A 24530-nucleotide genomic window follows, 5' to 3' on the forward strand; every position below is an offset into this window, starting at 1 on the left:
GGGCGCGCTCGCCGGGCGATTCGGCTGGACCACCGGGCGTCGAAGCGCTCCGGGGCGCGTCTTATATCTCCGGGCGCACGGGTGCGGCGGCCTTGTCGGCCGGGCGCCAATCCACGAGGTACGCTATGACATCGCTGCTCGATCAACTCCGCACCATGACCGTGGTGGTTGCCGATACCGGTGACATCGGCGCCATCGAGAAGCTCAAGCCGGTCGATTGCACCACCAACCCCTCGCTGCTGCTCAAGGCGGCCGGCATGGAGGGGCTCGCCCCGATCGTCGACGAGGCCGTGGCCTGGGGCAAGAAGCAGGGCGGCGAGACCGAGGACATCGTCCAGGCGGTGGCCGACCGGCTCGCCGTATCGGTGGGCGCCGAGCTGACCAAGCTCGTGCCCGGCCGGGTCTCCACCGAGGTCGACGCCAACCTGTCGTTCAACACCGACCGGACGGTGGAGAAGGCCCGGGCGATCATCCGCGCCTACGACGAGCGCGGCATTTCGCGCGACCGGGTGCTGATCAAGATCGCCTCCACCTGGGAGGGCATCCAGGCGGCCCGCGTGCTGCAGCGCGAGGGCGTCGACTGCAACCTGACGCTGCTGTTCTCCCTGGTCCAGGCCATGGCCTGCGCGGATGCCGGCGTGTTCCTGATCTCGCCCTTCGTCGGGCGGATCACCGATTGGTACGCCAAGGCCGAGGGCAAGACCTACACGGGCGCCGAGGATCCGGGCGTCCAGTCGGTGCGGGCGATCTACGCCGCCTACAAGGCGCGCGGGATCAAGACCGTCGTGATGGGCGCCTCGTTCCGCAACATCGGCCAGATCCAGGCGCTGGCCGGCTGCGACCGCCTGACCATCTCGCCCAAGCTCCTGGAGGAGCTCGCCGCGACGGAGGGCCACCTCCCCCGCGCCCTGTCGCCCGACTCCTACGGCGAGGCGCCCGAGGTGCCGGCCACCGACGAGTTCTCGTTCCGGTGGGAGATGAACGAGAGCGCGATGGCCACGGAGAAGCTCGCCGAGGGCATCCGGCAGTTCGGCAGCGACCTGCGCGCGCTCCACGCGCTCATCCGCGACCGCCTCGCCCGCGGGTGAGGCGCCCCCCGCACGCGGGTCCGGCCCGAAACGCGGGCCGGACCCGCGTGCGGCCGGTGGATCATTCCGGGCGAGCGCCGCGTTTCATCCCCGCCGCATCTGCCGCGGTTCGGAGTGAGCCGTGTACAATCCCTTCTTCTCGTCGATGATGCTGGCGATCGAGGCCCAGCGGGTGATCGAACTGCGCCTGGTCCGGCTCGCCTGGGGCGGCAGCGAGGGGCTGGCCGAGGCGCAATCCATGGTGACCGAGAAGATGCACGCCGCCGGCGAGGCCATGACCACGCTCATGCTGGGCGGCTCGCCCGAGACGGTGATCGCCCGCTACCGCGAGCACGTGGCGTTCAACACCAAGCGCCTGACCGCGGCCTGACGGTCCCGTGCCGTCCGGCGCCGGGTCGACCGGCCGGGGCGGCAAATCCTTGTCGGGATCCATTTTCTCTCGCCGACGCGGTATCGCGGTCGGCGGCGGCCGCCCTCAGCGCGGCCTAGGACGGAACTGAACGCCTACCATGATCGAGCCGAACCAAACCGCCTTCATCGTGAAGGTCGCGCGCCGGGACGAGGACGCCCCGGAGAACCTGCTGACGGTGTTCTACGCGGTCATCGCGGACGATCCCGACAGCGGGGTCCAGATCGTCAAGGAGGCCGTGAAGGACGGGGCCGAGGTCACGCTGACCGAGGTGCGGCTCTCTCAGGCCACCGCCCAGGCGATCGACCTGCGCCCCGGCTACGCGCGCGCGCTCTGACCGGAATTCGGCTTCCACGCCCATCCGTGTTGAGGGGCGAGATCGGATGGGCGTGGAAGGCCAGCGATCGGCTGGTCCGACCAGGCTAGGCCGGCAGGGTTAACGGTTCCTTACCGGCGCCCCGCTCAGGAATGCGGCGCGATCCAGCCCAGGATCGACGCGCAGCGCTCGGCCTGGTCGCGGGTCAGCCCGGAGGCGACCGCCGCGCCGTTGCGATAGACCACGAAGGTGCCGTCATCGGTCGCGCGGATCTTGATCGAGGCCATCAGGCGGCTCCCCCAACGAGCGCCTGAAGCTGGGTCAGCCCCGTGGCGGTGATCTGCCAGGTGGCGAGGCCGTCGCTGACCCCGACCCGCTCCAGATGGCCGATACTCTCGAGAGCCGTGAGTCTGCTGTGATCACCCGGCCAGGATGCGTCCGGATTCCGCTGAATGGAGATCCGATAGTTATCGGACCCGGCGGCTTTATTGAGCAGGCGGCGCTCGTGATTGACCAGCATTGGCACTCCTAGGCAGTTCCAATCGAGACGCATTACTTACGTACAGGCTGGCCTATATGGTCAAGCTTGGCAACCCCACCGGTCCAAACGCCCCTGTATCGCGCCCGCCCGGCGCCCGGATCAGGACGCCAGCGCCAGGTCCGCGCCGGCGCAGCCCAGCCCGGCCAGGAACAGGCATCCGCCCATCCCTTCGAGGAGGGCCCGGTGCCGGGGCGCCCACAGGGAGGCGGCGGCCAGGCCGGCGCCGGCCACCACACAGAACACGCCCAATCCCATCATGACGGCCTCCACGTCGCCCTGGCGACGCGAGAACGACGATCGCGACAGCCGGAAGGTTTCCGGGATTCCGGGTTGTCGACAGGCAAATCGGCCGCCGACAGCGGAAGGGCCGGCGTGGCGGCCGGCCCTTCGGAGAATCGGGACGCGTTCGCGGCCGGACCGCGCCGGCGTCACTGGAACATGTCGGGCTGCGTCGCGGCGATGTGGCTGTAGAGCGTCTGGAAGTGCAGCCAGCCGATGTAATCGCTGCCGACATGCTCGCGGCTGTAGCGAGCGGTCTTCTCCGACAGGAGCTGCGGCTTGATGCCGGTCGCCTCGACCAGGAGCTGCTGCTGGCAGGCCCGCTCCAGGGCGATGAACCAGAACGCCGCGTCGTCGATGCTGTGGCGGCTGCAGGTCAGCAGGCCGTGGTTCTGGTGCAGCACGCCGCGGTTGCGGCCGATCTGCTGGGCCACCGAGAGGCCGCTCGCCTTCTCGACCGCGACCGCCCCGGCCGAGGCGCCGATCACCGCGTGGCTGTCGTAGAAGGCGGCCGCGTCCTGGCTGATCATGTCGAGCGGCCGGCCGGTGGCGCACCAGGCGGTGCCGTAGGTCGTGTGCGCATGGCACATCGCCATGACGTCGGGATACTCGTCGTGGACCGCCGCGTGCAGCACGAAGCCCGCGCGGTTGATCGCATAGCGCCCCTCGACCACGTCGCCCTTGTGGTCGGCCAGGATCAGGTTCGACATCCGCACCTGCGAGAAGTGCACGCACATCGGGTTGGTCCAGTACAGCTCCGGACGCTCCGGATCGCGGATCGTGAGGTGCCCGGCGAAGCCGTAATCGAAGCCGTGCAGCGCGAAGGCCCGGCAGGCCGCCACGAGGTGCTGCTTGCGGTATTCCCGCGCCTCGGCGTGGCTGGCGAATTCCGGCATCTCCGGGAAGATCAGGCCCGCCTGCTCGGGCTGGTAGATCGAGGTGCGCCTGCGGCCGGCGCTGTCGTTGGGCAGGTCGATGGCGATGTCGCTGCCGTGGGCCTGGTCGTCGAGCATGACGCGTCCTCTCATCGGGCCGTCCTCGGCCGTCTTCGCGGTCTGACAGGCACTATCGTGCCGGGCCCCGACATTGACAAACGACGAGTTTTCACGGTTTTCGTGAATCCAATTCATGGATCGCCCGATGCGCCGCATCCCGAGCTTCCCCGCCCTGCGGGCCTTCGAGGCGGCCGCGCGCCTCGGCAGCTTCGCCCGGGCGAGCGAGGAGCTGCACCTGACGCCCTCGGCGGTGAGCCATCAGATCCGTGCGCTGGAGCGCAACCTCGGGCGTGCCCTGTTCCGGCGCGCCAACCGGCAGGCGACGCTCACCGCCGACGGCGAGCGCCTGAGCGCGGGCCTCGCGCAGGCCTTCGACGCCATCGAGGCAGCCTGCGCCGAATTGAGCCCGCCGCCGCCCTCGGCGCTGGCCGTGCATTGCACGCCGAGCTTCGCCGCCAAGTGGCTCGGCCCCCGGCTGCATGATTTCGTGGAGGCGCATCCCGATATCGGCATCCGGCTGTCCAGCAACGCCGACCCGATCGACCTCGGCCGGCACGCGGAGATCGACATCCTGATCGCCTATGGCCGCCCGCCGCGCGGCCCGGGGCTGACGGTCGAGGCCCTGGGCCGCGAGGAGATCGCGGCCCTGTGCGCGCCGGAGCTGGCCCGCTCCCTCGGGCCGATCGAGCCCGCCACGGCCCAGCGCTTCCCGCGGCTGGATTCCTCGTTCAGCCCCGTGCGCTGGCCGGACTGGTTCGCCCGCAACGCGTTCTCCGCCCCGGCCGCGGCCTCCGGGCCGGCCTTCGATCGCGGCTCCCTGGTGATCGCGGCGGCGGTCCAGGGCCTCGGCGTCGCGCTGGAGAGCCTGCGGTTCGCGCAGGACGAACTCCGCGCCGGCCAGCTCGTGCGGCTCGGCGACGGCCGGCTCGAGAGCCTGTACCGGGACCTGCACTTCATCTGCTACCGCGAACGCGACCGGGACCTGGACAAGATCCGCGCCTTCCGCCGATGGCTACTGGAGCGGGAGCAGGAGAGCCGCGCCGGGGGATAGGCGCCGCCCGTCCGGAGCCGCGCACCTGCGCCCTCGCATGGGCACGCACGGCAATGCATGATAATGCCAAGCTCGCACGAGGATGCAACGCGGCGGGTACGGACCCCGAGGCTCGACCGACCGTGGGACACCGCCGGGAGAGCGCCATGTCGATGTTCGCCAAGCTGCAACGCCGCGCCGACGAAGGGCGCCCCGTCCGCGTCGGCCTGATCGGCGCCGGCAAGTTCGGCTCCATGTACCTGTCGCAGGCGCCCCGGACACCGGGCGTCCACCTCACCGCCTTGGCCGACCTCTCGCCCGACCGGGCCCGCCAGGCGCTGCGCCGGGTGGGCTGGGACGAGGCCCGCTTCGCGGCCCCGACCCCGGAGGAGGCCGCCCGGACCGGCGCGACCTGCGTCACCGACGATGCCGACGCCCTGATCGCCAGCCCGTTCGTGGACATCGTGATCGACGCCACCGGCAGCCCCGCCGCCGGCATCCACCACGCTCTCAAGGCCTGCGCGCACGCCAAGCACATCATCATGGTCAACGTCGAGGCCGACGTGCTGGCCGGCCCGCTCCTGGCCCGCCGGGCCGCGGAGGCCGGGGTGATCTACTCCATGGCCTCCGGCGACCAGCCGGCGCTCATCGCCGAGCTGGTCGACTGGGCGCGCACCATCGGGCTGGAGGTCATCTGCGCCGGCAAGGGCACGAAGTACCTGCCGGCCTATCACGCCTCCACCCCCGACACGGTCTGGGGGCATTACGGCTTCAGCGCCGAGCAGGTCGCGGGCGGCGACTTCAACCCGCAGATGTTCAACTCCTTCCTGGACGGCACCAAGTCGGCCCTGGAGATGGCCGCGGTGGCCAATGCCTGCGACCTGACCCCGCCGCGCGACGGCCTGGCCTTCCCGGCCTGCGGCGTCGACGACCTGCCCACGCTCCTGCGGCCGGTGGCGGATGGCGGCATCCTCACCGAGCGCGGCACCGTCGAGGTCGTGTCCTCCCTGGAGCGGGACGGGCGCCCGGTGTTCCGCGACCTGCGCTGGGGCGTCTTCGCGGTGTTCGCGGCGCCGAGCCGCTACGTGCAGGACTGCTTCGCGCAATACGGGCTCAAGACCGACGCCAGCGGCCGCTACGCCGCCACCTACAAGCCCTACCACCTGATCGGCCTCGAGCTCGGGATCTCGGTCGCCTCCATCGCGGTCCGCGGCGAGGCCACGGGTGCCACCGGCGCCTGGCGCGGCGACGTGGCCGCCACCGCCAAGCGCCCCCTGAAGGCCGGCGAGCGCCTCGACGGCGAGGGCGGCTTCACGGTCTACGGCAAGCTGATGCCGACGACCGATTCCCTCGCGCAGGACGCCCTGCCGATCGGGCTCGCGCACAACCTGGTCCTGACCCACGACGTCCCCGCCGGCCGGGCAGTGCGCTGGAGCGACGTGACCTACGACGCCAACCACCCGGCGATCCGCGTCCGCCGCGAGATGGAAGCCCTGTTCCGCGCCGAGCTCGGCCTGGGTTCAGCCGCACAACGGGTCGCCTGAGCGGCGGATGCGCCCGGCCGTTCGCGTCCGGCCGGGCGTTTCAGAAGGACATAGGCCCTCGGTGACGTCTCGGTCGCGCACTGCGCTCGATCCGAAGGTTGGCTGGTCGCCGTCCGCGGGACAGGGCCATGCCCCCGCATCCGCTGAGTTCCTTGTAAAGATGGCGCCCGAAAGGACCCGAACCTCTGGCCTCCCAGATTCCATGTCGGGCGGGCGGCATGAGCCATCACCCTGCATTCCACTCCGTCGATGGCATGGAAGGGTCGTTCGGCACTTGGCCCTCCGGGCCAGCGTGCTCAACTGCATGGCCACGGCCTCAGATCCCATAGATCCAAAGGACATCTGGCTCACCAGCAGGGTGCTGTCAGCCATGGCTAAGCGCCGCGACGCGCACCGCCCGGAAGCGTTGTGCAAGGTCGGGAAGAGGGCCTGATGGCTGCCTCGACCCGCCGGGCCGCGCTCGGCGCCATCCTCGCGGCCCCGCTGGGGACCGCGCCGGCCGTCGCCAGCGCTACGCACCGCCGAGCGTTCGGCGACCTCGCCCGAACCGGTTCGGCTGATCGCCGGGCACGATCGCATCGATGCCCTACGCGACGCCGCGTGCGACGCGGACGGCATGGGCCGCAACAGAGGCTTGGTCCAAGCCGCGGGGGCGATCCGGACGCGTGGCGGGCCTTCCGTCTCGCGGCTGCCGGACATCCTCCGCCAAGGCTGAATGCCGCGCGAGCCTCGACCCGCTCCCTGAGGCCGAGGAACAGGTAAGAGGGTCGATCAACGGCTACGCCGACCTCGACGATATGTCGGTAGCGCTCGCCATCGCGGTGATGAAGCTGGCGGAGGGCACGCTATGCGCCTGACGGTTGGCAATGCCGGTCGAAGTCGAGGGGATCGTCTATCCAACGAAGATGCGGATGAAGTCCGCGCAGGCGACGGCCAGCAGAAACAGCATTCCCCAGCCTAATTTGCGGATCTGGCGTTCCGCCTCGGAGGCCTTCGCTTCCAGCGCGAGGATACGCAGCCGCAGCCATTGGACCTCCTCGTCGGGGTTCATTCTGAGCTCCATGGCCGGCATCGCAACTTCCGATGGTAGGCGGCGTGGGCCCGCTGTCCATCCATCCCGGCCGCGCCAGTCCGTCATCGGACGGTGCGAGCCGACCGCTCATAACGGTCTGGTTGCAGGTTCGACTCCCGCTGCCCCGCCAGCGCATGCAGATGCCAGGAGGCGCCTGCAAGCACGCTACCGTGACAGGGCAGGGATCACTGGTTCGCGGCCCCGCGCGCATCCTGCGCGGGCGACAGCCGTCGCCGGCCGGTTTCGCTGTTACCCACAGCGTTACCCCAGTGCATGCGGCAGGTTTTGAGATGATCGCTAAGTGATGGCGCGCCCACCCAGCGACGTTTCGAACGAATTGTTTGACACGCTGGCTCAGTGGAACGCCTTCCTGGAGCACCGCAAGTCGCATGACTTGCAGGTGCCGCCATGTCCCTAGGCAGCACCTTTCATGCCGAAGCGGCAGCCCCGCCTCCCGCTAAACCCCGCCGAATCAGAAAGGCCAAGGCACCGGCACCCTTTAGCTTGCGGCTTTCGGAGGCCGAGCGCGCCCGCCTGGCTTGTGAGGCCGCGGGCGCTCCGCTCGGCACCTACATTCGCGCGAAAGTTCTGGGTGAGTCGGTCCCGGCCAGAGTCCGCAAGAGCGGCATCTCGATTGCCGACCGGAAGGTGCTGGCTCAGCTCATCGCCCTGCTCGGCCGTTCGCGGGTATTCAGCAACCTAAACCAGCTCGCCCATGCGGCGAACACCGGCTCGCTTCCCGCGACGGAAGAAACCGAAGCCGCCCTCGTCCAGGCGCTTGCCGACCTCCACGAGATTCGCCGCCTGCTGCTGATCGCCCTCGGCCTGAAGCCGGAGGCGCAGCCATGATCTTGAAGGGATCACAGCGCGGCGGCGGTCAAGACTTGGCCGCCCACCTCATGCGGATGGACGACAACGAGCATGTGCGCGTCCACGAGCTGCGCGAGTTCGCCTCCGACAATCTGCGGGGTGCGTTCAAAGAAGCCGAAGCGATCTCGCGCGGGACGAAGTGCCGCCAGTATCTCTTCTCGCTGTCACTGAGCCCTCCGGAAAACGCGGCCGTCACTGAGGCCGAGTTCGAGAAGGCGATTGACGACGCGGAACGCCGTCTCGGATTGAATGGGCAGCCGCGCGCGATTGTCTTTCACGAGAAGGAAGGCCGCCGCCACGCTCATGCTGTCTGGAGCCGCATCGACGCGGCCACCATGACAGCGCGACCGATGTCCTTTTTCAAAAGGAAGCTCGTCGGCCTCTCGCGCGATCTCTACCTCGAACATAGCTGGGATATGCCGCGCGGTATCGCGCGCGAGGGCATGCGCGATCCGCGCAACTTCACCCTGTCCGAATGGCAACAGGCCAAGCGCCAGGGGCAAGACCCGCGCTGGCTCAAGGCTGCTGTTCAATCCTGCTGGCAGGCGTCCGATAGCGGTCCTGCCTTCTCCCGCGCACTGGAGGAGCATGGCTGCTTCCTCGCGCGCGGCGATCGTCGCGGCCATGTCATCATCGACCATGACGGCGAGGTGCATTCGCTCCCGGGCGTCCTCGGTCTCAAAACCAAGGAGGTGAAGGCGCGCCTTGGTGATGGCGATGCGCTGCCCTCCGTCGAAGCGACACGCAAGACGCTGGCCGAGCGGATGACACCGGCGATCAAGCGACACGTCGCGGAGTCACGGACCAAGTTCCAGAAATCCGCAGCTACGCTCTCCCACGCCAAGATGGAGATGACCCATCGCCACCGGGATGGGCGCGCGAAGCTCGACCAGGATCAGACGCGCAGCTGGGACGCCGAAACGAAGGCGCGAGCGGCGAGATTGCCAAAAGGTCTGCGCGGCCTGTGGCACCGGATCACCGGCCAATATCAAAAGGTCCGCGCGCAGAACGAAGCGGAAGCCAAAGCAAGCCGCGACCGGCAGTCGCAAGAGCGCCAACAGCTGATTGATCGGCAGCGCGAAGAACGCGCCCGCCTCCAGGTCGAATTCAAATCCCTACGCAAGCATCAGGCGGAAGAGCTGCTGGAATTACGGCGCGAGCTTGGACGCTTCTTCAAATTCTCGCGCGGTCTTGATCCTGGGCCAGCCCTTAAGCGCGAGATGTCTATCGGGCTGGGTCTGAGCCGCTGAAGGCTTATGGAGACGGGCCATGCAAACCGGAAAGAGCAACGAGTTCGCCTTTACGTTGGCACTTATCGGAGCAGCACTATATGTAATTGCAGCTCTTATATTTACCTTCGCGCTATTCGCATCACTCTGTCTTACGGTGCTTTGTCTATTTGCCTGGAACAAACCGCTCAGATTGTTTGGCAATGTTCTGACGCCGGAAGAGGCGCGGGAATTCGTGGGACGCGGACTGCTTGCCCTAGTCCTCATCCCTTCCTTCGTTCTGTTCGCCTCTATCGTCCTGCAGATTCCGATGAGCGATGAGGTTTGGCCCTATCTGATTTTCGGTAGCTACACGGTTGGCTCGCTCAGCTTGGCGTTTGATGAGAGCAACGATGACGACGACCTTTCGCAGCTGCAGGTCCTGAAAGGATCGGACATCGAGCCTGCGCAGCCTGCGCCAGATACCGAATACCAGATTACTCCAGAGAAGCCTGCTTCCCCGCCCTTCCGCTTCGCCACCTGGGACGATGAAGAGGAGCTGCGCAAGTGAGCCTGCGCAATCTCGTCGAAATCCATCAGTTCCTGTTCAGCCTCCAATCCCAGGCAGCCCAGCGGCTCACCTGGGAGGATGCCGAGCAGGCGCGGACTGCCAGAGCGCGGGCGGAAGCGGCTGCGGCCGCCCGCCTTCGCCAGATGCTCGACGCGAACCCGAGCGGCCAGCTCGGGAACGCCAAGCTTAACGACATAGAGGCCCTGATCCGTTCGGGGCTGCTATGACCGTCCCGGCCCGCACCTACCGGAATATCCGTCGGGGGATCGAACTTGGATTCATCGACGGATATCCGCTCGTCTACGACGGCACCGAGCCGGTGGCGATTGATGCCCAAGCTGGAAAGGGCAAGCTTACCCGCTTCTTGGGCGTGAACCTCGTCTCGCCCCGCACGGACCATCTCACCAAGATCATCACCGATCCGAAGGACGGCGAGCTTGCCTGGGTGTCGTGGGTGACGCTCAAGCGCCAGGGCTATCGCGTCCTGTTCATCAACGCGGGCAACCACCACGGCTACCCGTCCGAGAGTTACAACATCAACACGCGTCTCATAGAGACGGCGGCGAACCCTGCCCTGCGCGGCATCGTCGGTGAGGCAGCCTATGACGCTGCAAGCTTTCTGGTCCCGCAGGACCCGGACTCGAAGAACCGCTGGGTGAGCCAGGGCGTCCGTAGCTTCTTCACGCTCTACAACAAGGTCACCGCCCTCTACCCCAACGAGCGCTGGCCCTGTTCACCAAGCGGCCTTTGGGATTTTTGGGGACGGCCGCGAGAAGAAATCGCCGACGATCTGCTGCTTTGGGCTGCCGATCGCCGCATGCAGGACGAAGCCGGTATGTGCCGCCTCGTAGCTGGTCTGACCGCCTCGCCAGACCAATGGAACGCTTATGCCTCGCTGATCGTCGAGCGGCTGCAAGGCTTCCAGCCGGGAATGGCTGCGCGTGACCTCACAAGCCGAAACACCTTCGATCCGGCCGATATGAAGCGCGAGCCCACTGCCCTCTTCCTGATCGGCTCGGCGCGCTCCGAGACCAGCCGGACCTTCGTCGGCGCGATGACGGCCGCCGTGATCGAGCGCTTTGCTGATGCTCAAGGCCCGATCCGCGCGCTCGTGATCGGCGAGGAGTGGGGGCAGCTATACGTCTCGAATTTCTATGAGGTGCTGACCCTCTACCGCCAGGGTGGGATCAACTTCCTGGGCGTCTTCCAGAACGCGGCGGCCCAAATCGAAACCCGCTACGGGCGAGAGACCGCGCGCATCTGGAAGAAGGCTGTGGCTCACACCCTTTATCGGGGCCTGCCGGACAGCGACACGCTCAGAGAGATTGAGCACCGCTCCGGCAAAACGTCGGTGATGGTGCGCGGCTTCAACGTGAACTCGAACCAGGTGAATGGTTCGGGCGACAACCTCGCAGAGCAAGCTCGGCCGCTGCTTCAGGTCGAAGATATCAGGTGGGCAACGAGCGGAGAGACCGCCCTGCTCGATGCGCGCGACTGGGGCTTCTTTCGTTTGGAGATGCCGGAATTTTGGAAAAGATTAGATATGACCAACCGGCTCCGTCTCGCGAAACAGCACGAGCGAAAATCGTAGCGTTGTTATCGTTTCAAGCGGGTAAAAACGACTTTTCCAGCCGTGTTCATAGCCCTCTGCCACATCCTAGCAGTCCAGAAGACGCCTTCGAGGCGATCCGTGCGGTAATCATAGATCAAGCGAGCAGCCCCATAAAATTCCACATCGTCTGATACATTGGCCGTGGAGCTCGACTGCTTGTAAAAATAGCAAATTGCAGGAGGCTGCAGCTTAATTCCTGGTATAGGCTCAATAACGATAGTGTCGGATCGTTCGATTGGTGTGTCGCGATTCGGATTCTCGAAAGACATCTCCAACGACCACCAAGTTTGCTTTATTTCCGCCTTCGATTTTACGACCGACAAATCCTCAAGTTGGCCCTCAGGCACATGCCTCATATCGAAGGAAGCATCCTGAGCGTTCGCGGCTAGAAGTAGCTGCTCTTGACGCGACCAATTCGAGTGAAGCTCAACGTTCCATTCGCCATTCAAGTCAGGAAACCATTTGTTGAGAAAAGGATACTTTCTCCAGATTGCTCGCCAAATAGGATTCCACAGAACTGCTGATAAAACGATCCAAGCCAGCCCTGGGATAGAAGCTAGTTTTATCTCAAAATGGACTAAATGTTCCAAAAGTCGCCCGAGGAACAATAATCCTACGAGCAGCCATCCGAACAGAAGGAACAAAACCTTTTTATCTAAAATCCTGTACATATCCTACGCATCATAGTTGCATTCGACCCGAAATCCAATCACCTTAGAACAAAACATGATCGATTCGGCCAGCCCATGACCCTTGCAAACGCACACGCACTTTTCACCGGTCTCAAAACGGACCCAAGCTTTTTAGCGAACCTGACCATATCCGATCGGGAGCGCAAGGCGCTTCTAGAAGCGCGTCAAGAGATTCGCACAACTTTAAAAAATGCAGCTGCCCGTATCCCAATAGACGACACCTATTGGCAGGCAGACTACACCCGGAAGGTCGCGGCGCGCCAGAGACCTCAGATACAGATAAAGTTCATGACACAAGGAAGTTTTGCATACGGCACACTGAACGCGCCTGCACAAAAGCCTGCACAGGAGATCGACCTAGATGACGGGATGTATGTCCCTGTCGATTTCTTAGAAAGCGGCGAGCCCTCTCTCGCTGCCAAACAGTTATTCAAATTTGCGGAAGAGGCATTGAAACCGTTATGCGAAAAGCAAGGGTGGTCGCTTGATGACACGAAGGATTGCTGCGTTAGAGTAAAACTCTGGCCCGGCGCGCACGTTGACCTGCCTATCTATTCAATCCCTAGGGATCGCTTCGTTCAATTGCGCGAAAACATGGAACGCACTGCGACTGCCAAAATGACGTTTGATTCCATCAAAGGTTCGTGGAAGCTCCCTTCGGATAAGATAATGCTCGCGCATCGGAACGGTGTTTGGAAGCAGTCCGATCCACAGCAACTCCACGATTGGGTTGATGAGCGCGTCGATCGGTACGGGCCAATTTATCGCCGCTTGTCACGGTTCTTCAAAGGCTGGCGCGATCACACCTGGGAAAAGTCCGCGCTGTCGTCACTCTGCTTGATGTGTGCAATCGACGAGGCGTTAAAGCGTATCGACGGATTCCCAACGGAAAGCCGCGACGATGAAATCACTATGGAAGTGGCTAAACTTCTCCCCGAGATTTTGGGGGGGAAGGTAAGCAACCCCGTAATAAAAGAACTTTGTATCAATGAATGGGATCAAAAGGACCGGGAGGCCATCGTGGACGGCGCCAAAGCGCTGCGAGATGAGATGACAGCCGCTCTTGAGCGGACCGGAGATGCCGAACAGGTAGTTATCAAGCTGCAGAAAAGATTCGGGGTTCGCATACCCTATCGCCCCGACGCAGTGAAGATCGCACCGAAGATAGCAGCAATCCAAAAAGCTCCTGCGGCTGTAGTTGCGGCCCCCAGAGTGACTGCCTCGACATCCGGATAATGGACCGCCGGCAAGCACTCCGTACAATTGACGCAACGCTCAAGGCTGCGGGATTTGTCTACACTGGTCCCGGAGCTTGCGAATACGAAGGTCCGATAGCCGTACATGGCAAACCTGTTCAGGTCTTGCTGAAAGTTCCGGATGTTCTTTTTGCGACCAAACCCATAATCAACTTAAAAGATCGTTCGCAGATCCCGGCCGAGACACTTGCGCATGTGGAGGAAATAACCGGGATCTGTTACGCATCCGGCGCGGGATTGCCGCTGGATATCTATAAACCCGGCGAAGCTATTCTAAGGGTGATTGATGAGGTGCGTCGTACGCTTGAGCTCTCGTATGCGGGTCGAGGCAAGCAGGAACTTATCGATGAGTATCAGCAGTATTGGAAACCCACCCTTTCAGTTCGATGTTTCTTGCCGAAAAAAGAAGTTGGTCGCAAGCGAAAAGCCTCCTTGTTTGTTGCTAGTAAGGGTGGCGAGCCAAAGTTTGTGGGCTTGTCCGAAGCAAAAGAACTAACGGGCTTTGAGGTCGGCGCCATCACGCCTGCACGTGTTTTGCCGGTGCAAGGCAATCTGCACCCGGCAGCTTCTATAACTATACCACACCAGCTAGCTCAGCTTAGAACGTGGTACGAGGGTCAAGCAGGAATTATCGACGGTCCCTGGGCGGAGATTTACAATTTCTTACTTGATGGCGGCACGTGTTTTTTAGCTGCGTCAAATGCATTTCTAGGTTTTCGTATCAGCGTCCCGGCGCATATTGCAGCGGCGGTAAAAAAAGGCAGCATCAGAAAGACGAGTCTGCCATCCATCGTGGAAAGAATGGCTAGCAGCGTGGCTGTCGAGCGACTTTCCGGCCGTTGGTCGAGCCTTCCCGATATCGTAGCGCGAAACAATCCATCAGATAAAAATCTTTCGTCATGGAAAGTGGCGATTGTCGGCTGCGGAACCATAGGTAGCCATTTGGCGCGACTGTTAGTTCAGACAGGCGCCGGATGTGAAAACGAATTGAGCTTATTCGATCCTGAGATCCTGACGGAAGGGAATATCGGCCGACATCTTCTTGGCCTAGATTCAGTTGGTGATTTCAAATCGGAGGCAACTGCGAAAGAGCTGAAGCGATTCCACCCACAAGTGAAAATAAACGCGTATGTTGACAGCGCCTTAGACCGTGTCGACTTGTTAAGAAAGCATGATCTTGTAATCGATGCTACAGGGGAATGGAATGTTCAATCCAATTTGAATAATATGTTTTTAAACAATGCTTTGACCGATACAAAGGCGCTGCTTCATTCTTGGGTTTTCATGAACGGGGCCAGCGTGCAAAGTTTTCTTAATTTGCGTGACGAATTTGCTTGTTTCAGGTGCTTGAAGCCTGTGTTTGACGGCCCGTGGCGCTTTCCAGCAGGCGACGAGCGCGATGAGCTGAATCTTCAGCCCGCGAGCTGTGGAGATGGCTCGTTCATTCCGTTCACCGTTGATGCTTCCACGACGGCGGCGAGCCTCGCCGCTCGCGCAGCCTTGGATTGGGCAAACGGTGCACCTGGCGCACGCTTGCGGACGGTTGTCGTGGATTATAATCGCGGTCGTGTTCAGAAGCCGCGCTCTCCGTCGTTCTCACCCAGCTGCCCAGCTTGCTCGCCGTTCAGGAGCCGGGAATGACGAGCGTCCTCATCCCACGTTCTTTGACGCTCGCGATGCAGGAGCATTCAATCCATTGGCCGAAGGGGAAAGAGCGCGGCGGCATACTTTTAGGATTTCGTAAAGTAGAGGCACTCCAGATTACCAGTCTAACATTTCCAGGGCCATGGGATTCAGCAACTGCGACTCGATTCTTTCGTTCGAACCGTGCACATCGAATGCGAGCCATTAGAGAGTGGCTTAGGTCCGGAATGACCATTGATTGGGTGGGCGAATGGCATACGCATCCTGGTTCCTCGGCGAGCCCCAGTTCTGTCGATCAATCAAGCTGGCGGGCGATTGCAAAGAGCTCGAACAAACCAATGGCGTACGTCATATTGTCCGACGCGGAAATGTATGTCGGGATACAGTTCCCCGGTGCAAGGGAGGCCCAAAAGCTTCACCAGCAGGAACAAGACGAAGCGTTTGTGCTGTTTGGCTAGTGCCGCTCGCCGGAGCGAGCACAGCGTTCAGGCTGAGGCGTTTCGGGCGGACAGCAGTACCGCGAGAATACCGCATCCAACCCGGCGCGAGGGTTGGCCTTGCGGGAGGATCAGGGTCCAGGGGCACGAAGGCTCTTGGTCGCGTCCAGGTGCGATGAACCTCGTGCAGGGTTCCAAGGGCGGCACACGCCTTTGGTCGATGGGGTCCAGGGGAGAGCGAAGTCTCCTCCTGGTCGTGGTCCAGCGGCGAAGCGCTTGGTCTGGGTGGGTTTCGGGAGGGGCAGGAACGCCACCTCCTGAACGGATGAAACGGCGGACGTTTTTGTGGTGCGATGAGGCTCGATGCCGAGGGAGCGCCGCTGCGTGGGGGATGCAACGGGGGCGCGCAGCGGCCCCCTTGCCAAGATTGCGGTGTATTACACCGCACATCTTGCACGTCGCGCTAACCGCTCTTCCAGGCTCAAACAGACGGTCACCGCTTCGGACGTCGCAGCCAGCTCCAAGCCCCTGCTCCGTGCCCAATTGCCGTCTAACACGTCTCTCGCATTCTGCTGGAGCTGTACCAATTTTTGGTATAAACTGGTAGCTAGAGGTAGGCCATGGCTAGAAACACATCGATCTCACTCGGAGATCACTTCGCGCAGTTCATCGACCGTCAGGTGGAAGGTGGGCGCTACGGCTCTGCCAGCGATGTGGTCCGTGCGGGCTTGCGCCTCCTCGAAGAACGCGAAGCCAAGCTTGAGGCGCTGCGATCCGCCCTGGCCGAAGGCGAAGCCAGCGGGGACTTTCTAGAGTTTGACAGCAACGCCTTCCTCGCCTCGATGCGCCAGTCTGCCGGGTAATAGTGCGCGTCCGCCTTTCCGCCGCCGCCCGCCGCGATCTCTCCGGCATATGGACCTACTCGGCCAAAAGCTGGGATGCGGCTCAGGCTGACCGCTATGTGCGCCAATTCGCCGATAGCTTTGACAGCCTCGCCCGCGGCTCTCTCAAGGGCCGCAGCGCAGACGACATCCGCACCGGCTATTCCAAGCTCGCGGTCGGCTCTCACCTCGTCTTCTACCGGATGGGCGCGGCTGGCGTCATCGAGGTCGCGCGCATCCTGCATCAGCGCATGGATATCGACCGGCATCTGTAGCAAATTCACCCAATCTTTTAGCTGCGCTGCTTTCGAAGAAAATAATGCCCGCTCGTTTTAGCGCTGGTCCAGTAATTTCCAGATATTTCGTCGCTAGCCGAGTTAGACAACTTCAATATTGCCGCTCCTTGATACGGCGGCCCAGATCCAGGATTTGTGTTATTGGGAAATACGTTGAAAACATAATATAACTGAGCCCTGCCAGAATTTTTGTCTTTTTGCGCCTGTGCTATTAGCGTTTCCGACTCTGATCCCGGAGAGGTGACTTCCATACTAATCGTCAAGATTGTCTGCTTGATATGTGCGAGCGCCGCAACCTTTCCAGATTTGCCTTCTGCGTTGTGCCAATGAATCTCCATGTCCCACGCCCCATTCAGGTCTGGAAAAATCCATCGATTCAGAGGGGGAACAAGCCACCATATCCATCGCCAAGCGACAATCACAATGAACGTAAGCAACAGTCCTAGACCTGTCGTTCCCGCAAATGCGATTTTCGCCTTCGATACTACGTCGGAGAAATTACCGTAGTCCATACCGTACAAGACGGCCGCTATCGAGGCCGCGGCATATAGACCGGCAATAGTTATGATAATCCGCAAGACGGGAAGAATGCTTATCATAGCTCGCCTTCGAAGTGTATCTCGCGTCCTTCCGAAAAAGTTGCTACTCCGAAACCGCGAGTAGCAATTCCTGTCAGTTTGACACCAGGAAGACACGATCCGAATAAGGCTGCCAAATACCTTCCACCAAAGGGCTTGCGTTGAGTAATAAGCGCTTTCTTCGATATGGGCGGCGAGAAATATTGCGCAATCTTTGTAACCTCCATTCCTTCAGAGAGTATATGAAAACCATCGTGATAGTCGCCAGCGGCCTGTGATATTTCAGCAAGATAATCTACTGTATCCTCATGAAAGTGGGGGTTTTGCCTGCTTCGCAGTGGGTAGATGGGCAGGCCTTGGGGGTTGTCGCAGACAATCAGTCCAATCCCGGAAAACCCAGGACCCGCGGCCTCCATTGTACTTTTCAAAACATCTGCAAATCGACAAATTGAAAATTCTAGGGATGCGGAATAATCATCACTCCGCAGTGCTGTGCTTCTAAACATGGTTCTCGTCATATCGAAATTAGTTGCCTACCATGGATCATAAATCAGATATACCCGGGGGTCGAGTTTCATCCGCAATCCGGATGATCTCGGCCACAAGGCCAGCGGTTCGCTCTGTCAGCTCGGCGTCATGTCGAAGCTGCTGCACAGGGCCAAAGGTACCCTCGTCCATCGTGCATAGGCGTTGAAGCCGGGCCAGATCGAGAGCCAGCATGCGAAGGTAGCGGAATGCGGCTCGCTGCTCGTCGGCCGTCATGGTGCGGGCCGATACCAGTCGAGAATGCGCAAATTTTTGAAGGGCCGACGCTCATAGAAAGCGCGAAGCTGGTTCTCCCATAGGTCGGCCCACTGCGCATGAAACGCCGTCATGTGGCCGCGCTCTGGTTCCGCTGCTGCCCTGCGGTGCGCCGCAATCCGGTGCTTCACGAATGCGAATGAATAGCTATAGGTCGAGTGGAGACGTTCAGAACGGTATGTTGTCATCCTGCGGCCCTTCTGGTGGGACGTAAGGAACGGCAATGGAAAAGATGCAGTTACGGACCTTGACGATATACGGGCTATCTTCCGGTATGAGGTCGGCTTTCCCGTCAATCCAGTAAGCGCGGCGGCAACCAATGTCGTATGCCAGCACATTATCGAATTTTTCTTGGTCTGCCGCCTGTTTGAACCATACGGCCCGGACCGCATCGGCCTCTTGCCTCGATTCCGTTATGGCGTCGCCAAAATGCCGTTGCCCGTGCCGGTACTGATAGAAGTTGACCCAAAGGCCGCGCCATTCCTCGGCCTCGGTGGCATTTTCGGGCCGGGCGGTTTCAAGATGGGCGGTCATTCTGGCCGCTCCTGGTGATCGAATGCAGATTCTACCGCGAAAAGCCGCGCTGTGAATCCCCTTTGTCTCGACGGTAGGTCGCCGGAGGCCCGCGCCCCCAGCGCTGTAGGGCCGTAGGCGGCCGGTCAGGATCGAGCGCAGGAACCGCCCTCCAGCTAGCGCAAGCGGCTCTCGTCAGGTCAGGGAAGCAGGCTCATCCGCGCCAGCCTTGTCCGTTCGCGGCTGAGGGCCATAGATTGGATTGGTGAAGAGCCTTGGAGAGCGGAGAAGCCATACGTTTACGATAGGACGCACGGTAGCCTTATGAGGCTTTTGCGTTGCAGGTTAGCAATTGCCGCGAGTCAATTCGCGGCCATCGGGTCTATGCGCCATGCCAGTATAGGAATATATTCTTGTAATTGTCGGCTTTGTGGCGTATGGTTCTCTATTCCCGCCCAGCAACAAAGAAGGAGGACGGCCATGACAATGGACGACGAACACCGCTTTTCTGAGCGGATCACCAAGGAAGCGACATCGGTCTCGATGGCCGACTTCGACCTCGATGCTTACCGTCCCTATCTCGATGGCATTGACCTCGACGCGGCTCAGGAAGCGGAGCTACTGCGGACCCTCTGGGACATTGTTCGATGCTTCGTCGAACTCGACGTTCCTTCAGAAACCTGGGGGCAAATTGTCGCCAGCCTGACCGAAGGCATCGAAGATGATTCGGCTCCGATAGAATAACGAACCGACACAGGAGACCACATTCAGCTTAGAGGAGACCGGCACATGACAACACGAACAACAAGAAGGGCAACGAGCCAGCAGACTCTTGCCGTGATTTACTGCCGGATTTCCAGCAAGAAGCAGGACCGTGAGGGCGATGGCCTTGCCTCGCAGGAGACGCGCCTTCGCGAGTATGCCGCCCGCTGCGGCTACGAGATTGTAGAAGTGTTTCGCGACAAGCTGACGGGCAGCGAGAGTCAGCGCCCCGGCCTTCGCGATATGATCGCCTTCGTAGCTGGCGATAAGAAAAACAGCTACCGCATCCTATTCGATCACCTCGACCGCTTCACTCGCGATTTTTACCTCCATGCGGATTTGCGCCGCGCGGTCGCGAAGACCGGCGCGCTGCTGGAGACGCCTGCGGGTGTTTTGGACGGACGCTCCTCGTCGCGCCTGATGGAGAATGTGACGGTCGCATTCGCGGACTATCACCGCGTCAACAACGCCGAGCAGACGCTCAACCGCATGAAGTCGCGTCTCCAGAATGGCTTCGCGGTGTTCTGCGCGCCGAGCGGCTATCGTTTCGGCCGCGTGTCCGGCTTGAACGGCAAGGTGCTGGTTCGGGAAGAGCCCACAGCCTCCATCGTTGTCGAAGCGCTGGAAGGCTACGCGTCAGGCCGGTTTGAATCCCAAGCCGATGTCGTTCGCTTCCTGGAGGAGCATCCCTCCTATCCCAAGCCCAAGAACGGCAAGGTTCCCCATCAGCGCGTGGGCGATATGCTCCGCAACCCGATCTATGCGGGCTACGTCGAAGCGCCCAAGTGGGACATTGCTCGCCGCCAGGGCCACCATGAAGCCCTCATCAGCCTGGAGACGCATCAGCGCATCCAGGACCGGCTCAACGGCCTGCGCTCGACCTACCGCACCGACCTCAGCGTCGATTTCCCGCTGCGCGGCTTCGTGGTCTGCGACGACTGCGATGGCACCCTGACTTCCTGCTGGTCCACGAGCGGCAGCAGCCAGCGCAAGCGCCATCCCTACTACCAGTGCTTCCACAAAGGCTGCGCGAGCTACGGGAGGACCATCCGGCGCGATGTGATTGAGGGAGAGTTCGAGGCGATCCTGAAAAGCGCCCAGCCCCGCCCGCAGCTCTTCCAAGCCGCAACGGCGATGATGAAGGAGCTATGGGCTCGCAAACAGAAGAACGTGGCGGCGGAAACGAAGGCGCTTCAGGCGGGCCTCGCCCAGATCGACAAGCAAGTCGATCAGCTGGTGGACCGCATCGTCGAAACGAGCGTCCCGGCTGTGGTCCGCGCCCTCGAAGAAAAGCTGCAACGCCTCGAGAATGAGAAGCTGCTCCTGCGTGAAAAAATCGCGTCCGGTGTCGTTCCAGCTGGCAGCTTCGACCTCCGACTTAGAACCGCCCTCGCGTTCGTCGCAAGCCCTTGGAATCTTTGGAGTACAGGCCGGATCGAGGACCGCCGCGCGGTGCTCAAACTCACCTTTGCCGACCGGCTTCGTTACAAGCGCGGCGAAGGATTTAGAACCGCAAATTTGACCTTGCCGTTCAAGGTCTTAGCGGACGTTTTTGGCGGTGAAATGGGAATGGCGCGCCCGAAAGGATTCGAACCTCTGACCCCCAGATTCGTAGTCTGGTGCTCTATCCAGCTGAGCTACGGGCGCCTGTCACGGCGGCGGGGCTTGGCCCGCCGGTGTGAAGGGGCTTCTAGAGGGTCGGATCGGGCTTGGCAAGACCGATTGTGCCGCGCCCGAAACGACCGGCTTTACGGGGCCCGGGCGCTCGCCTGCACGCGCTCCTCGGCGGCGCGGATCGCGTCCGGGGTGCCGACATGGAGCCACTGGCCGTCGAGGCGCATGCCGGACAGGCGTCCGGCCGCGATCGCCCGGTCGAACAGCAGGTTGAGCGAGAAGGCCCCCTCCGGCGTGTCGTCGAACAGGCCAGGCTGCAGGATCGCCACGCCCGCATAAATGAACGGGGCGACCTCGCGCTCGCCGCGGCGCTCCAGGCGGCCGTCCGCGTCCATCACGAAATCCCCCGCGCCGTCGTAGCCGAGGCTGGTGGCGGTGGGCGCCACCAGCAGCAGGGCGTCCATGCGCGCCGGGTCCCAGGCGTCGATCAGCCGGCGGAGATTGGGGGCCGGGCCTTCGAGCCAGAACGAATCCGAGTTCAGCACCACGAAGGGCGCGTCGCCGAGCAGCGGCAGCGCCTTGCGGATGCCGCCACCGGTCTCGAGCAGCGCGGCGCGCTCGTCCGAGACCTGGATGGCGGGCCCGCCCGTCCGGCGGGCGAGATGCCCCTCGATCAGGTCGGGCAGGTAGTGGACGTTGACGATCGCGGTCTCGATCCCGGCCTCGGCGGCCCGGTCGAGGGCGTGGTCGAGGAGCGCCTTGCCGGCCACCTCCACCAGGGGTTTCGGCACCGTGGCGGTCACCGGCCGCATGCGCTTGCCCAGGCCCGCGGCCAGCACGAACGCACGGGTGACGGCGGGGGCGGGCTCGCTCATGCGGGAATCCGGATCAGGCGTTGATGATCATGGTTTCAAAAGGTCTGGGACCTTTTGCGGGTGCAGGGCGGAGCCCTGCGAACCTCGGGACGCCGTCCCGAACCCTGCCAAAGGGCCCCGGGCCCTTTGGGATCCCGTTTCTTTCGCGCGCGACTCGATGTCGATAGACATGAGTCCTAGGACTCGGAGTCGGAAGCGACGAGGCCCGGCAGGTGCGCCGCGTGCCAGGCCCGCAGCTCGGCCAGCGCCGGATGGGCGAGGTTGCGGGCGAGATAGCCCTCGATCCGCGGCAGGTGGGCGAGATAGCCGGGCTTGCCGTCGCGCCGGTCGAGCCGGGCGAAGATCCCTAAGATCTTGGTGGCCCGCTGGGCGGCCAGCAGGGCGTAGGCGGTGGCGAAGGCGCCGACATCGAAGGCCGGGTCCCGGCTCCGGCGCTCGCGGGCGTAGAGGCCGAGCAGCCGCAGCTCGAACTCCGCGCTGGTATCGACACGGGCATCCTGCAGCAGCGAGGCGACGTCGTAGGCCGGGTGGCCCATCACGGCGTCCTGGAAATCGATCAGCCCGACCCGCTCCAGCCCGTCGCGCTCGGGTAGCCAGATCAGGTTCGGCGAGTGGTAGTCGCGCAGGGTCCAGGTGGCGCGGTCGGGGATCGCGTTCTGCAGGGCCGCGCGCCACAGGGCCACGAACTCGGCCCGGGTGTCCGCCGACAGGGTGACGTTCCGGATCGCCGGCGCGTACCATTCGGGCATCAGCTCCGCCTCGAACAGCAGAGCCGCCTCGTCGTAGGTCGGCAGGACGTGCTCGATGCCGTCCGCCACCGGCAGCACCGCCGGCAGAGGCGTGGCGTGGAGCTTGGCGAGCAGGCGCACCGCCTCGGTGTAGCGCTCGGGCCGGGGCGCGCCGCCCTCGACCACGGGCTCGCTGCCCAGATCCTCGAGGATCAGCAGGCCCTCGGGCAGATCCTCGCCGTAGATCCTGGGGGCCGAGAAGCCCAGCGCCCGCAGGCCGCGGTCGAGGGCCACGAAGGCGTGGACGCTCTCGGCCAGGTGCACGATGGCGCTGTAGGGTTTTCCGTCGCGGACCGCCGGGCCGTCGGGCCGGGGCGGGGCGATCATCAGCACGGCGCTGGTGCCGTCGGGCTTGGTCAGGCGCTCGTAGGCGCGGGACGAGGCGTCGCCCTGCATCAGGATGCGCTCGGCGATGTCCCAGCCGCTGCGCTCGAGCAGGCGGCGCACCGCCCGGGCCCGGTCGAGCCGGGCGCGCATGCCGCCGGTGCCATCGATCCGGGCGAGGCGCGCCTCGGCGCCGAACTCCGCCCGCAGGGACAGGTCGATCGTGAGCACCGGGCCGTCGCGGGGCGGCATCCGGTCCGGCCACTCGACCAGGGTGATCGCGTCCTCGGCCATCTCCTCGAAGCCGAGCTCCACCAATTCGTCGGGGTCGCGCAGGCGGTAGAGGTCGGCGTGGACGATCGCCCGGCCGTCGCGGGCCGTATAGGGCTGGATCAGCGTGAAGGTCGGGCTCGGCACCTCAAGGCGCGGATCGCCGGCGAGCTCGCGGATCACCGCCCGCGCCAGGGTGGTCTTGCCGCCGCCGAGGCCGCCCGAGAGCGCCACGACGTCGCCCGGGAGCAGGAATTCGGACAGGAACAGGCCGAGATCCTCCGTGGCCGTCTCCTCCGGCAGCACGAATTCCCAGGGTGCCGGCGGCGCGGATGCGCCCGCCGTCTGTTCGTCCCGATCGTCCCCGTCCAAAGCCCGCCTCCGAGACCCGAGGGCGCATGGTCTTAAAACGGGCCGCGGATGCAAGCGTTTCCGGCCCCGGCGGCGCGCTTCCCGCCCCTCCGGTGCATCGAAACCACGCTTCGAAGCGTCAACCGCCGGTTGGCCGCGCTCGGTCATCCTTGGCCATCGCCGCGGAGAATTGGCTGGCGTATCCCTTGCTTCGGCGCGGATCCCGCGCGTTTCGGCCCAGCCGAGGCCGCAGGCCGCGTTCCGCCCGCGGCCCTACCCCAACCCGCCTGATCCCCACACGGAGCCCCGCATGAAGCGCGCCGACCTGACCGAGAAGCTGCTCGACATCAAACGCGAGAAGGGCTGGAGCTGGGCCCATATCCACGAGGCGATCGGCGGCCTGTCGCCGTTCCTGATCACCGCGGCCTGCATGGGCCAGATGAAGCTGCCCAAGGCGCAGGCGCGGCGGGCGGCGGAGCTGTTCGGCCTGACGGTCGCCGAGGAGCGGATGCTCAACGAGGCACCCTATCGCGGTTCGATCCCGGCGATGCCGCCCACCGACCCGCTGATCTACCGGTTCTACGAGCTGGTGATGGTCTACGGCACGACCTTCAAGGAGCTGATCCAGGAGGAATTCGGCGACGGCATCATGTCGGCGATCGACTTCAACATGGAGATGGCCCGGGAGGCCAACAACAAGGGCGACCGGGTGAAGCTGACCATGTCGGGCAAGTTCCTGCCGTACAAGTATTACGGCAACGACGACGACACGCCGGAATACGGCTTCAAGGAGGGGTAGGGGCGACGCCCCGGCGCGTCCCCGTCACCCCGATCGCGGCGACGGGGAGGCGCCAGCCGACACGACGGACATTCCGAACGACTCCCCGCATCCCGAGGCGACGAAGCCCAGCGG

Annotated in this window: 30 protein-coding genes and 1 tRNA gene; 18 read left to right on the forward strand and 13 right to left on the reverse strand. The window is 63.3% G+C overall.

Annotated features, from left to right (window positions below; all coding sequences use genetic code 11):
* Positions 1-125: 125 nt before the first annotated feature.
* From tal to WYO_RS24165, 3 genes are all read left to right on the forward strand, one after another.
* Positions 126-1088, forward strand: coding sequence for a transaldolase (gene tal, locus WYO_RS24155; protein ID WP_007567543.1), 963 nt, complete (start codon positions 126-128; stop codon positions 1086-1088).
* 121 nt (positions 1089-1209) lie between these two features.
* On the forward strand, positions 1210-1458 hold the full coding sequence (locus WYO_RS24160) for a hypothetical protein (protein ID WP_007567544.1): 249 nt from the start codon (positions 1210-1212) through the stop codon (positions 1456-1458).
* A gap of 139 nt (positions 1459-1597) precedes the next feature.
* Entirely contained in the window at positions 1598-1834 is a 237-nt protein-coding gene (locus WYO_RS24165) for a hypothetical protein (RefSeq protein WP_007567545.1), read from the forward strand.
* A gap of 125 nt (positions 1835-1959) precedes the next feature.
* Here the strand turns inward: WYO_RS24165 and WYO_RS31750 are convergent, their stop codons facing one another.
* The 4 genes from WYO_RS31750 to WYO_RS24175 all read right to left on the reverse strand — a co-directional run bounded on the left by WYO_RS31750 (position 1960) and on the right by WYO_RS24175 (position 3661).
* Positions 1960-2100 carry a hypothetical protein gene (locus tag WYO_RS31750; protein ID WP_007567546.1) on the reverse strand — a complete coding sequence of 47 codons (141 nt, stop codon included), beginning with the start codon at positions 2098-2100 and terminating at the stop codon, positions 1960-1962.
* Entirely contained in the window at positions 2100-2333 is a 234-nt protein-coding gene (locus tag WYO_RS24170) for a hypothetical protein (RefSeq protein ID WP_007567547.1), read from the reverse strand. Before WYO_RS24170 ends, WYO_RS31750 begins: the two co-directional genes overlap by 1 nt.
* A gap of 120 nt (positions 2334-2453) precedes the next feature.
* Positions 2454-2612: a hypothetical protein gene (locus tag WYO_RS31755; RefSeq protein ID WP_007567548.1), complete on the reverse strand. Its 159-nt coding sequence runs from the start codon at positions 2610-2612 to the stop codon at positions 2454-2456.
* 170 nt (positions 2613-2782) lie between these two features.
* Entirely contained in the window at positions 2783-3661 is an 879-nt protein-coding gene (locus WYO_RS24175) for a class II aldolase/adducin family protein (RefSeq protein ID WP_244424291.1), read from the reverse strand.
* A 112-nt stretch (positions 3662-3773) separates the two neighbouring features.
* Between WYO_RS24175 and WYO_RS24180 the strand changes: the two genes are divergently transcribed.
* The 3 genes from WYO_RS24180 (at position 3774) to WYO_RS24190 (ending at position 7059) form a co-directional block, all read left to right on the forward strand.
* Entirely contained in the window at positions 3774-4679 is a 906-nt protein-coding gene (locus tag WYO_RS24180) for a LysR substrate-binding domain-containing protein (protein WP_007567551.1), read from the forward strand.
* Between the two features lie 146 nt (positions 4680-4825).
* A complete protein-coding gene (locus tag WYO_RS24185) occupies positions 4826-6202 on the forward strand; it encodes a Gfo/Idh/MocA family oxidoreductase (RefSeq protein ID WP_007567555.1) in 1377 nt (458 codons plus the stop codon).
* Positions 6203-6867: 665 nt separating this feature from the next.
* On the forward strand, positions 6868-7059 hold the full coding sequence (locus tag WYO_RS24190) for a hypothetical protein (protein WP_039903979.1): 192 nt from the start codon (positions 6868-6870) through the stop codon (positions 7057-7059).
* A 35-nt stretch (positions 7060-7094) separates the two neighbouring features.
* Here the strand turns inward: WYO_RS24190 and WYO_RS31760 are convergent, their stop codons facing one another.
* On the reverse strand, positions 7095-7253 hold the full coding sequence (locus tag WYO_RS31760) for a hypothetical protein (protein ID WP_163006140.1): 159 nt from the start codon (positions 7251-7253) through the stop codon (positions 7095-7097).
* Positions 7254-7778: 525 nt separating this feature from the next.
* On the opposite strand from WYO_RS31760, the gene WYO_RS24200 reads away from it, so the two are divergent.
* The 5 genes from WYO_RS24200 to WYO_RS24220 are packed head-to-tail and all read left to right on the forward strand — an operon-like array spanning position 7779 to position 11514.
* A complete protein-coding gene (locus WYO_RS24200) occupies positions 7779-8123 on the forward strand; it encodes a hypothetical protein (protein ID WP_244424293.1) in 345 nt (114 codons plus the stop codon).
* On the forward strand, positions 8120-9394 hold the full coding sequence (locus tag WYO_RS24205) for a hypothetical protein (RefSeq protein ID WP_007567559.1): 1275 nt from the start codon (positions 8120-8122) through the stop codon (positions 9392-9394). Before WYO_RS24200 ends, WYO_RS24205 begins: the two co-directional genes overlap by 4 nt.
* 19 nt (positions 9395-9413) lie before the next feature.
* Positions 9414-9923, forward strand: a complete 510-nt coding sequence (locus WYO_RS24210; RefSeq protein ID WP_007567561.1) for a hypothetical protein — start codon at positions 9414-9416, stop codon at positions 9921-9923.
* Positions 9920-10150, forward strand: a complete 231-nt coding sequence (locus tag WYO_RS24215; protein ID WP_007567562.1) for a hypothetical protein — start codon at positions 9920-9922, stop codon at positions 10148-10150. Before WYO_RS24210 ends, WYO_RS24215 begins: the two co-directional genes overlap by 4 nt.
* Positions 10147-11514, forward strand: a complete 1368-nt coding sequence (locus tag WYO_RS24220) for a TraM recognition domain-containing protein (RefSeq protein ID WP_007567563.1) — start codon at positions 10147-10149, stop codon at positions 11512-11514. The genes WYO_RS24215 and WYO_RS24220 overlap by 4 nt, the downstream gene beginning before the upstream one ends.
* Positions 11515-11519: 5 nt before the next feature.
* Here the strand turns inward: WYO_RS24220 and WYO_RS30120 are convergent, their stop codons facing one another.
* Positions 11520-12179: a hypothetical protein gene (locus WYO_RS30120; RefSeq protein ID WP_244424295.1), complete on the reverse strand. Its 660-nt coding sequence runs from the start codon at positions 12177-12179 to the stop codon at positions 11520-11522.
* 102 nt (positions 12180-12281) lie between these two features.
* Here WYO_RS30120 and WYO_RS30125 point away from each other — a divergent pair, with 102 nt between their 5' ends.
* The 5 genes from WYO_RS30125 to WYO_RS24235 all read left to right on the forward strand — a co-directional run bounded on the left by WYO_RS30125 (position 12282) and on the right by WYO_RS24235 (position 16720).
* On the forward strand, positions 12282-13463 hold the full coding sequence (locus WYO_RS30125; protein WP_007567567.1) for a cyclic GMP-AMP synthase DncV-like nucleotidyltransferase: 1182 nt from the start codon (positions 12282-12284) through the stop codon (positions 13461-13463).
* On the forward strand, positions 13463-15124 hold the full coding sequence (locus WYO_RS30130) for a ThiF family adenylyltransferase (RefSeq protein ID WP_007567569.1): 1662 nt from the start codon (positions 13463-13465) through the stop codon (positions 15122-15124). The genes WYO_RS30125 and WYO_RS30130 overlap by 1 nt, the downstream gene beginning before the upstream one ends.
* Positions 15121-15585: a Mov34/MPN/PAD-1 family protein gene (locus tag WYO_RS30135; RefSeq protein ID WP_081497031.1), complete on the forward strand. Its 465-nt coding sequence runs from the start codon at positions 15121-15123 to the stop codon at positions 15583-15585. Before WYO_RS30130 ends, WYO_RS30135 begins: the two co-directional genes overlap by 4 nt.
* 599 nt (positions 15586-16184) lie before the next feature.
* Positions 16185-16427: a type II toxin-antitoxin system ParD family antitoxin gene (locus WYO_RS24230; protein WP_007567571.1), complete on the forward strand. Its 243-nt coding sequence runs from the start codon at positions 16185-16187 to the stop codon at positions 16425-16427.
* Positions 16428-16429: 2 nt separating this feature from the next.
* Positions 16430-16720 (forward strand): type II toxin-antitoxin system RelE/ParE family toxin, encoded by a 291-nt coding sequence (locus WYO_RS24235; protein WP_007567574.1) that lies wholly within the window; start codon positions 16430-16432, stop codon positions 16718-16720.
* A gap of 17 nt (positions 16721-16737) precedes the next feature.
* Here the strand turns inward: WYO_RS24235 and WYO_RS31145 are convergent, their stop codons facing one another.
* The 3 genes from WYO_RS31145 to WYO_RS31155 form a co-directional block, all read right to left on the reverse strand.
* Entirely contained in the window at positions 16738-17340 is a 603-nt protein-coding gene (locus WYO_RS31145; RefSeq protein ID WP_128755080.1) for a hypothetical protein, read from the reverse strand.
* The gene (locus tag WYO_RS31150; RefSeq protein ID WP_165486574.1) at positions 17337-17825 is read right to left on the reverse strand and encodes a hypothetical protein; all 489 of its coding nucleotides are present in this window, start codon (positions 17823-17825) and stop codon (positions 17337-17339) included. Before WYO_RS31150 ends, WYO_RS31145 begins: the two co-directional genes overlap by 4 nt.
* Before the next feature lie 463 nt (positions 17826-18288).
* A complete protein-coding gene (locus WYO_RS31155) occupies positions 18289-18654 on the reverse strand; it encodes a hypothetical protein (protein ID WP_007567575.1) in 366 nt (121 codons plus the stop codon).
* Between the two features lie 459 nt (positions 18655-19113).
* Here WYO_RS31155 and WYO_RS24240 point away from each other — a divergent pair, with 459 nt between their 5' ends.
* Positions 19114-19377 (forward strand): hypothetical protein, encoded by a 264-nt coding sequence (locus WYO_RS24240; RefSeq protein ID WP_007567576.1) that lies wholly within the window; start codon positions 19114-19116, stop codon positions 19375-19377.
* 654 nt (positions 19378-20031) lie between these two features.
* Here WYO_RS24240 and WYO_RS31160 read toward each other — a convergent pair.
* From WYO_RS31160 to WYO_RS24260, 4 genes are all read right to left on the reverse strand, one after another.
* Entirely contained in the window at positions 20032-20517 is a 486-nt protein-coding gene (locus tag WYO_RS31160; protein ID WP_128755082.1) for a hypothetical protein, read from the reverse strand.
* A 448-nt stretch (positions 20518-20965) separates the two neighbouring features.
* Positions 20966-21042: transfer RNA gene (locus tag WYO_RS24250), tRNA-Arg, on the reverse strand.
* Positions 21043-21143: 101 nt separating this feature from the next.
* On the reverse strand, positions 21144-21884 hold the full coding sequence (locus tag WYO_RS24255) for a nucleotidyltransferase family protein (RefSeq protein ID WP_007567579.1): 741 nt from the start codon (positions 21882-21884) through the stop codon (positions 21144-21146).
* A gap of 176 nt (positions 21885-22060) precedes the next feature.
* The gene (locus tag WYO_RS24260) at positions 22061-23638 is read right to left on the reverse strand and encodes a bifunctional tRNA (adenosine(37)-N6)-threonylcarbamoyltransferase complex ATPase subunit type 1 TsaE/phosphotransferase (protein WP_007567580.1); all 1578 of its coding nucleotides are present in this window, start codon (positions 23636-23638) and stop codon (positions 22061-22063) included.
* Between the two features lie 289 nt (positions 23639-23927).
* Between WYO_RS24260 and cynS the strand changes: the two genes are divergently transcribed.
* Entirely contained in the window at positions 23928-24416 is a 489-nt protein-coding gene (cynS, locus tag WYO_RS24265) for a cyanase (RefSeq protein ID WP_007567581.1), read from the forward strand.
* Positions 24417-24530: the final 114 nt, after the last annotated feature.

It is taken from the genome of Methylobacterium sp. GXF4 (assembly GCF_000272495.1).
GTDB lineage: Bacteria > Pseudomonadota > Alphaproteobacteria > Rhizobiales > Beijerinckiaceae > Methylobacterium > Methylobacterium brachiatum.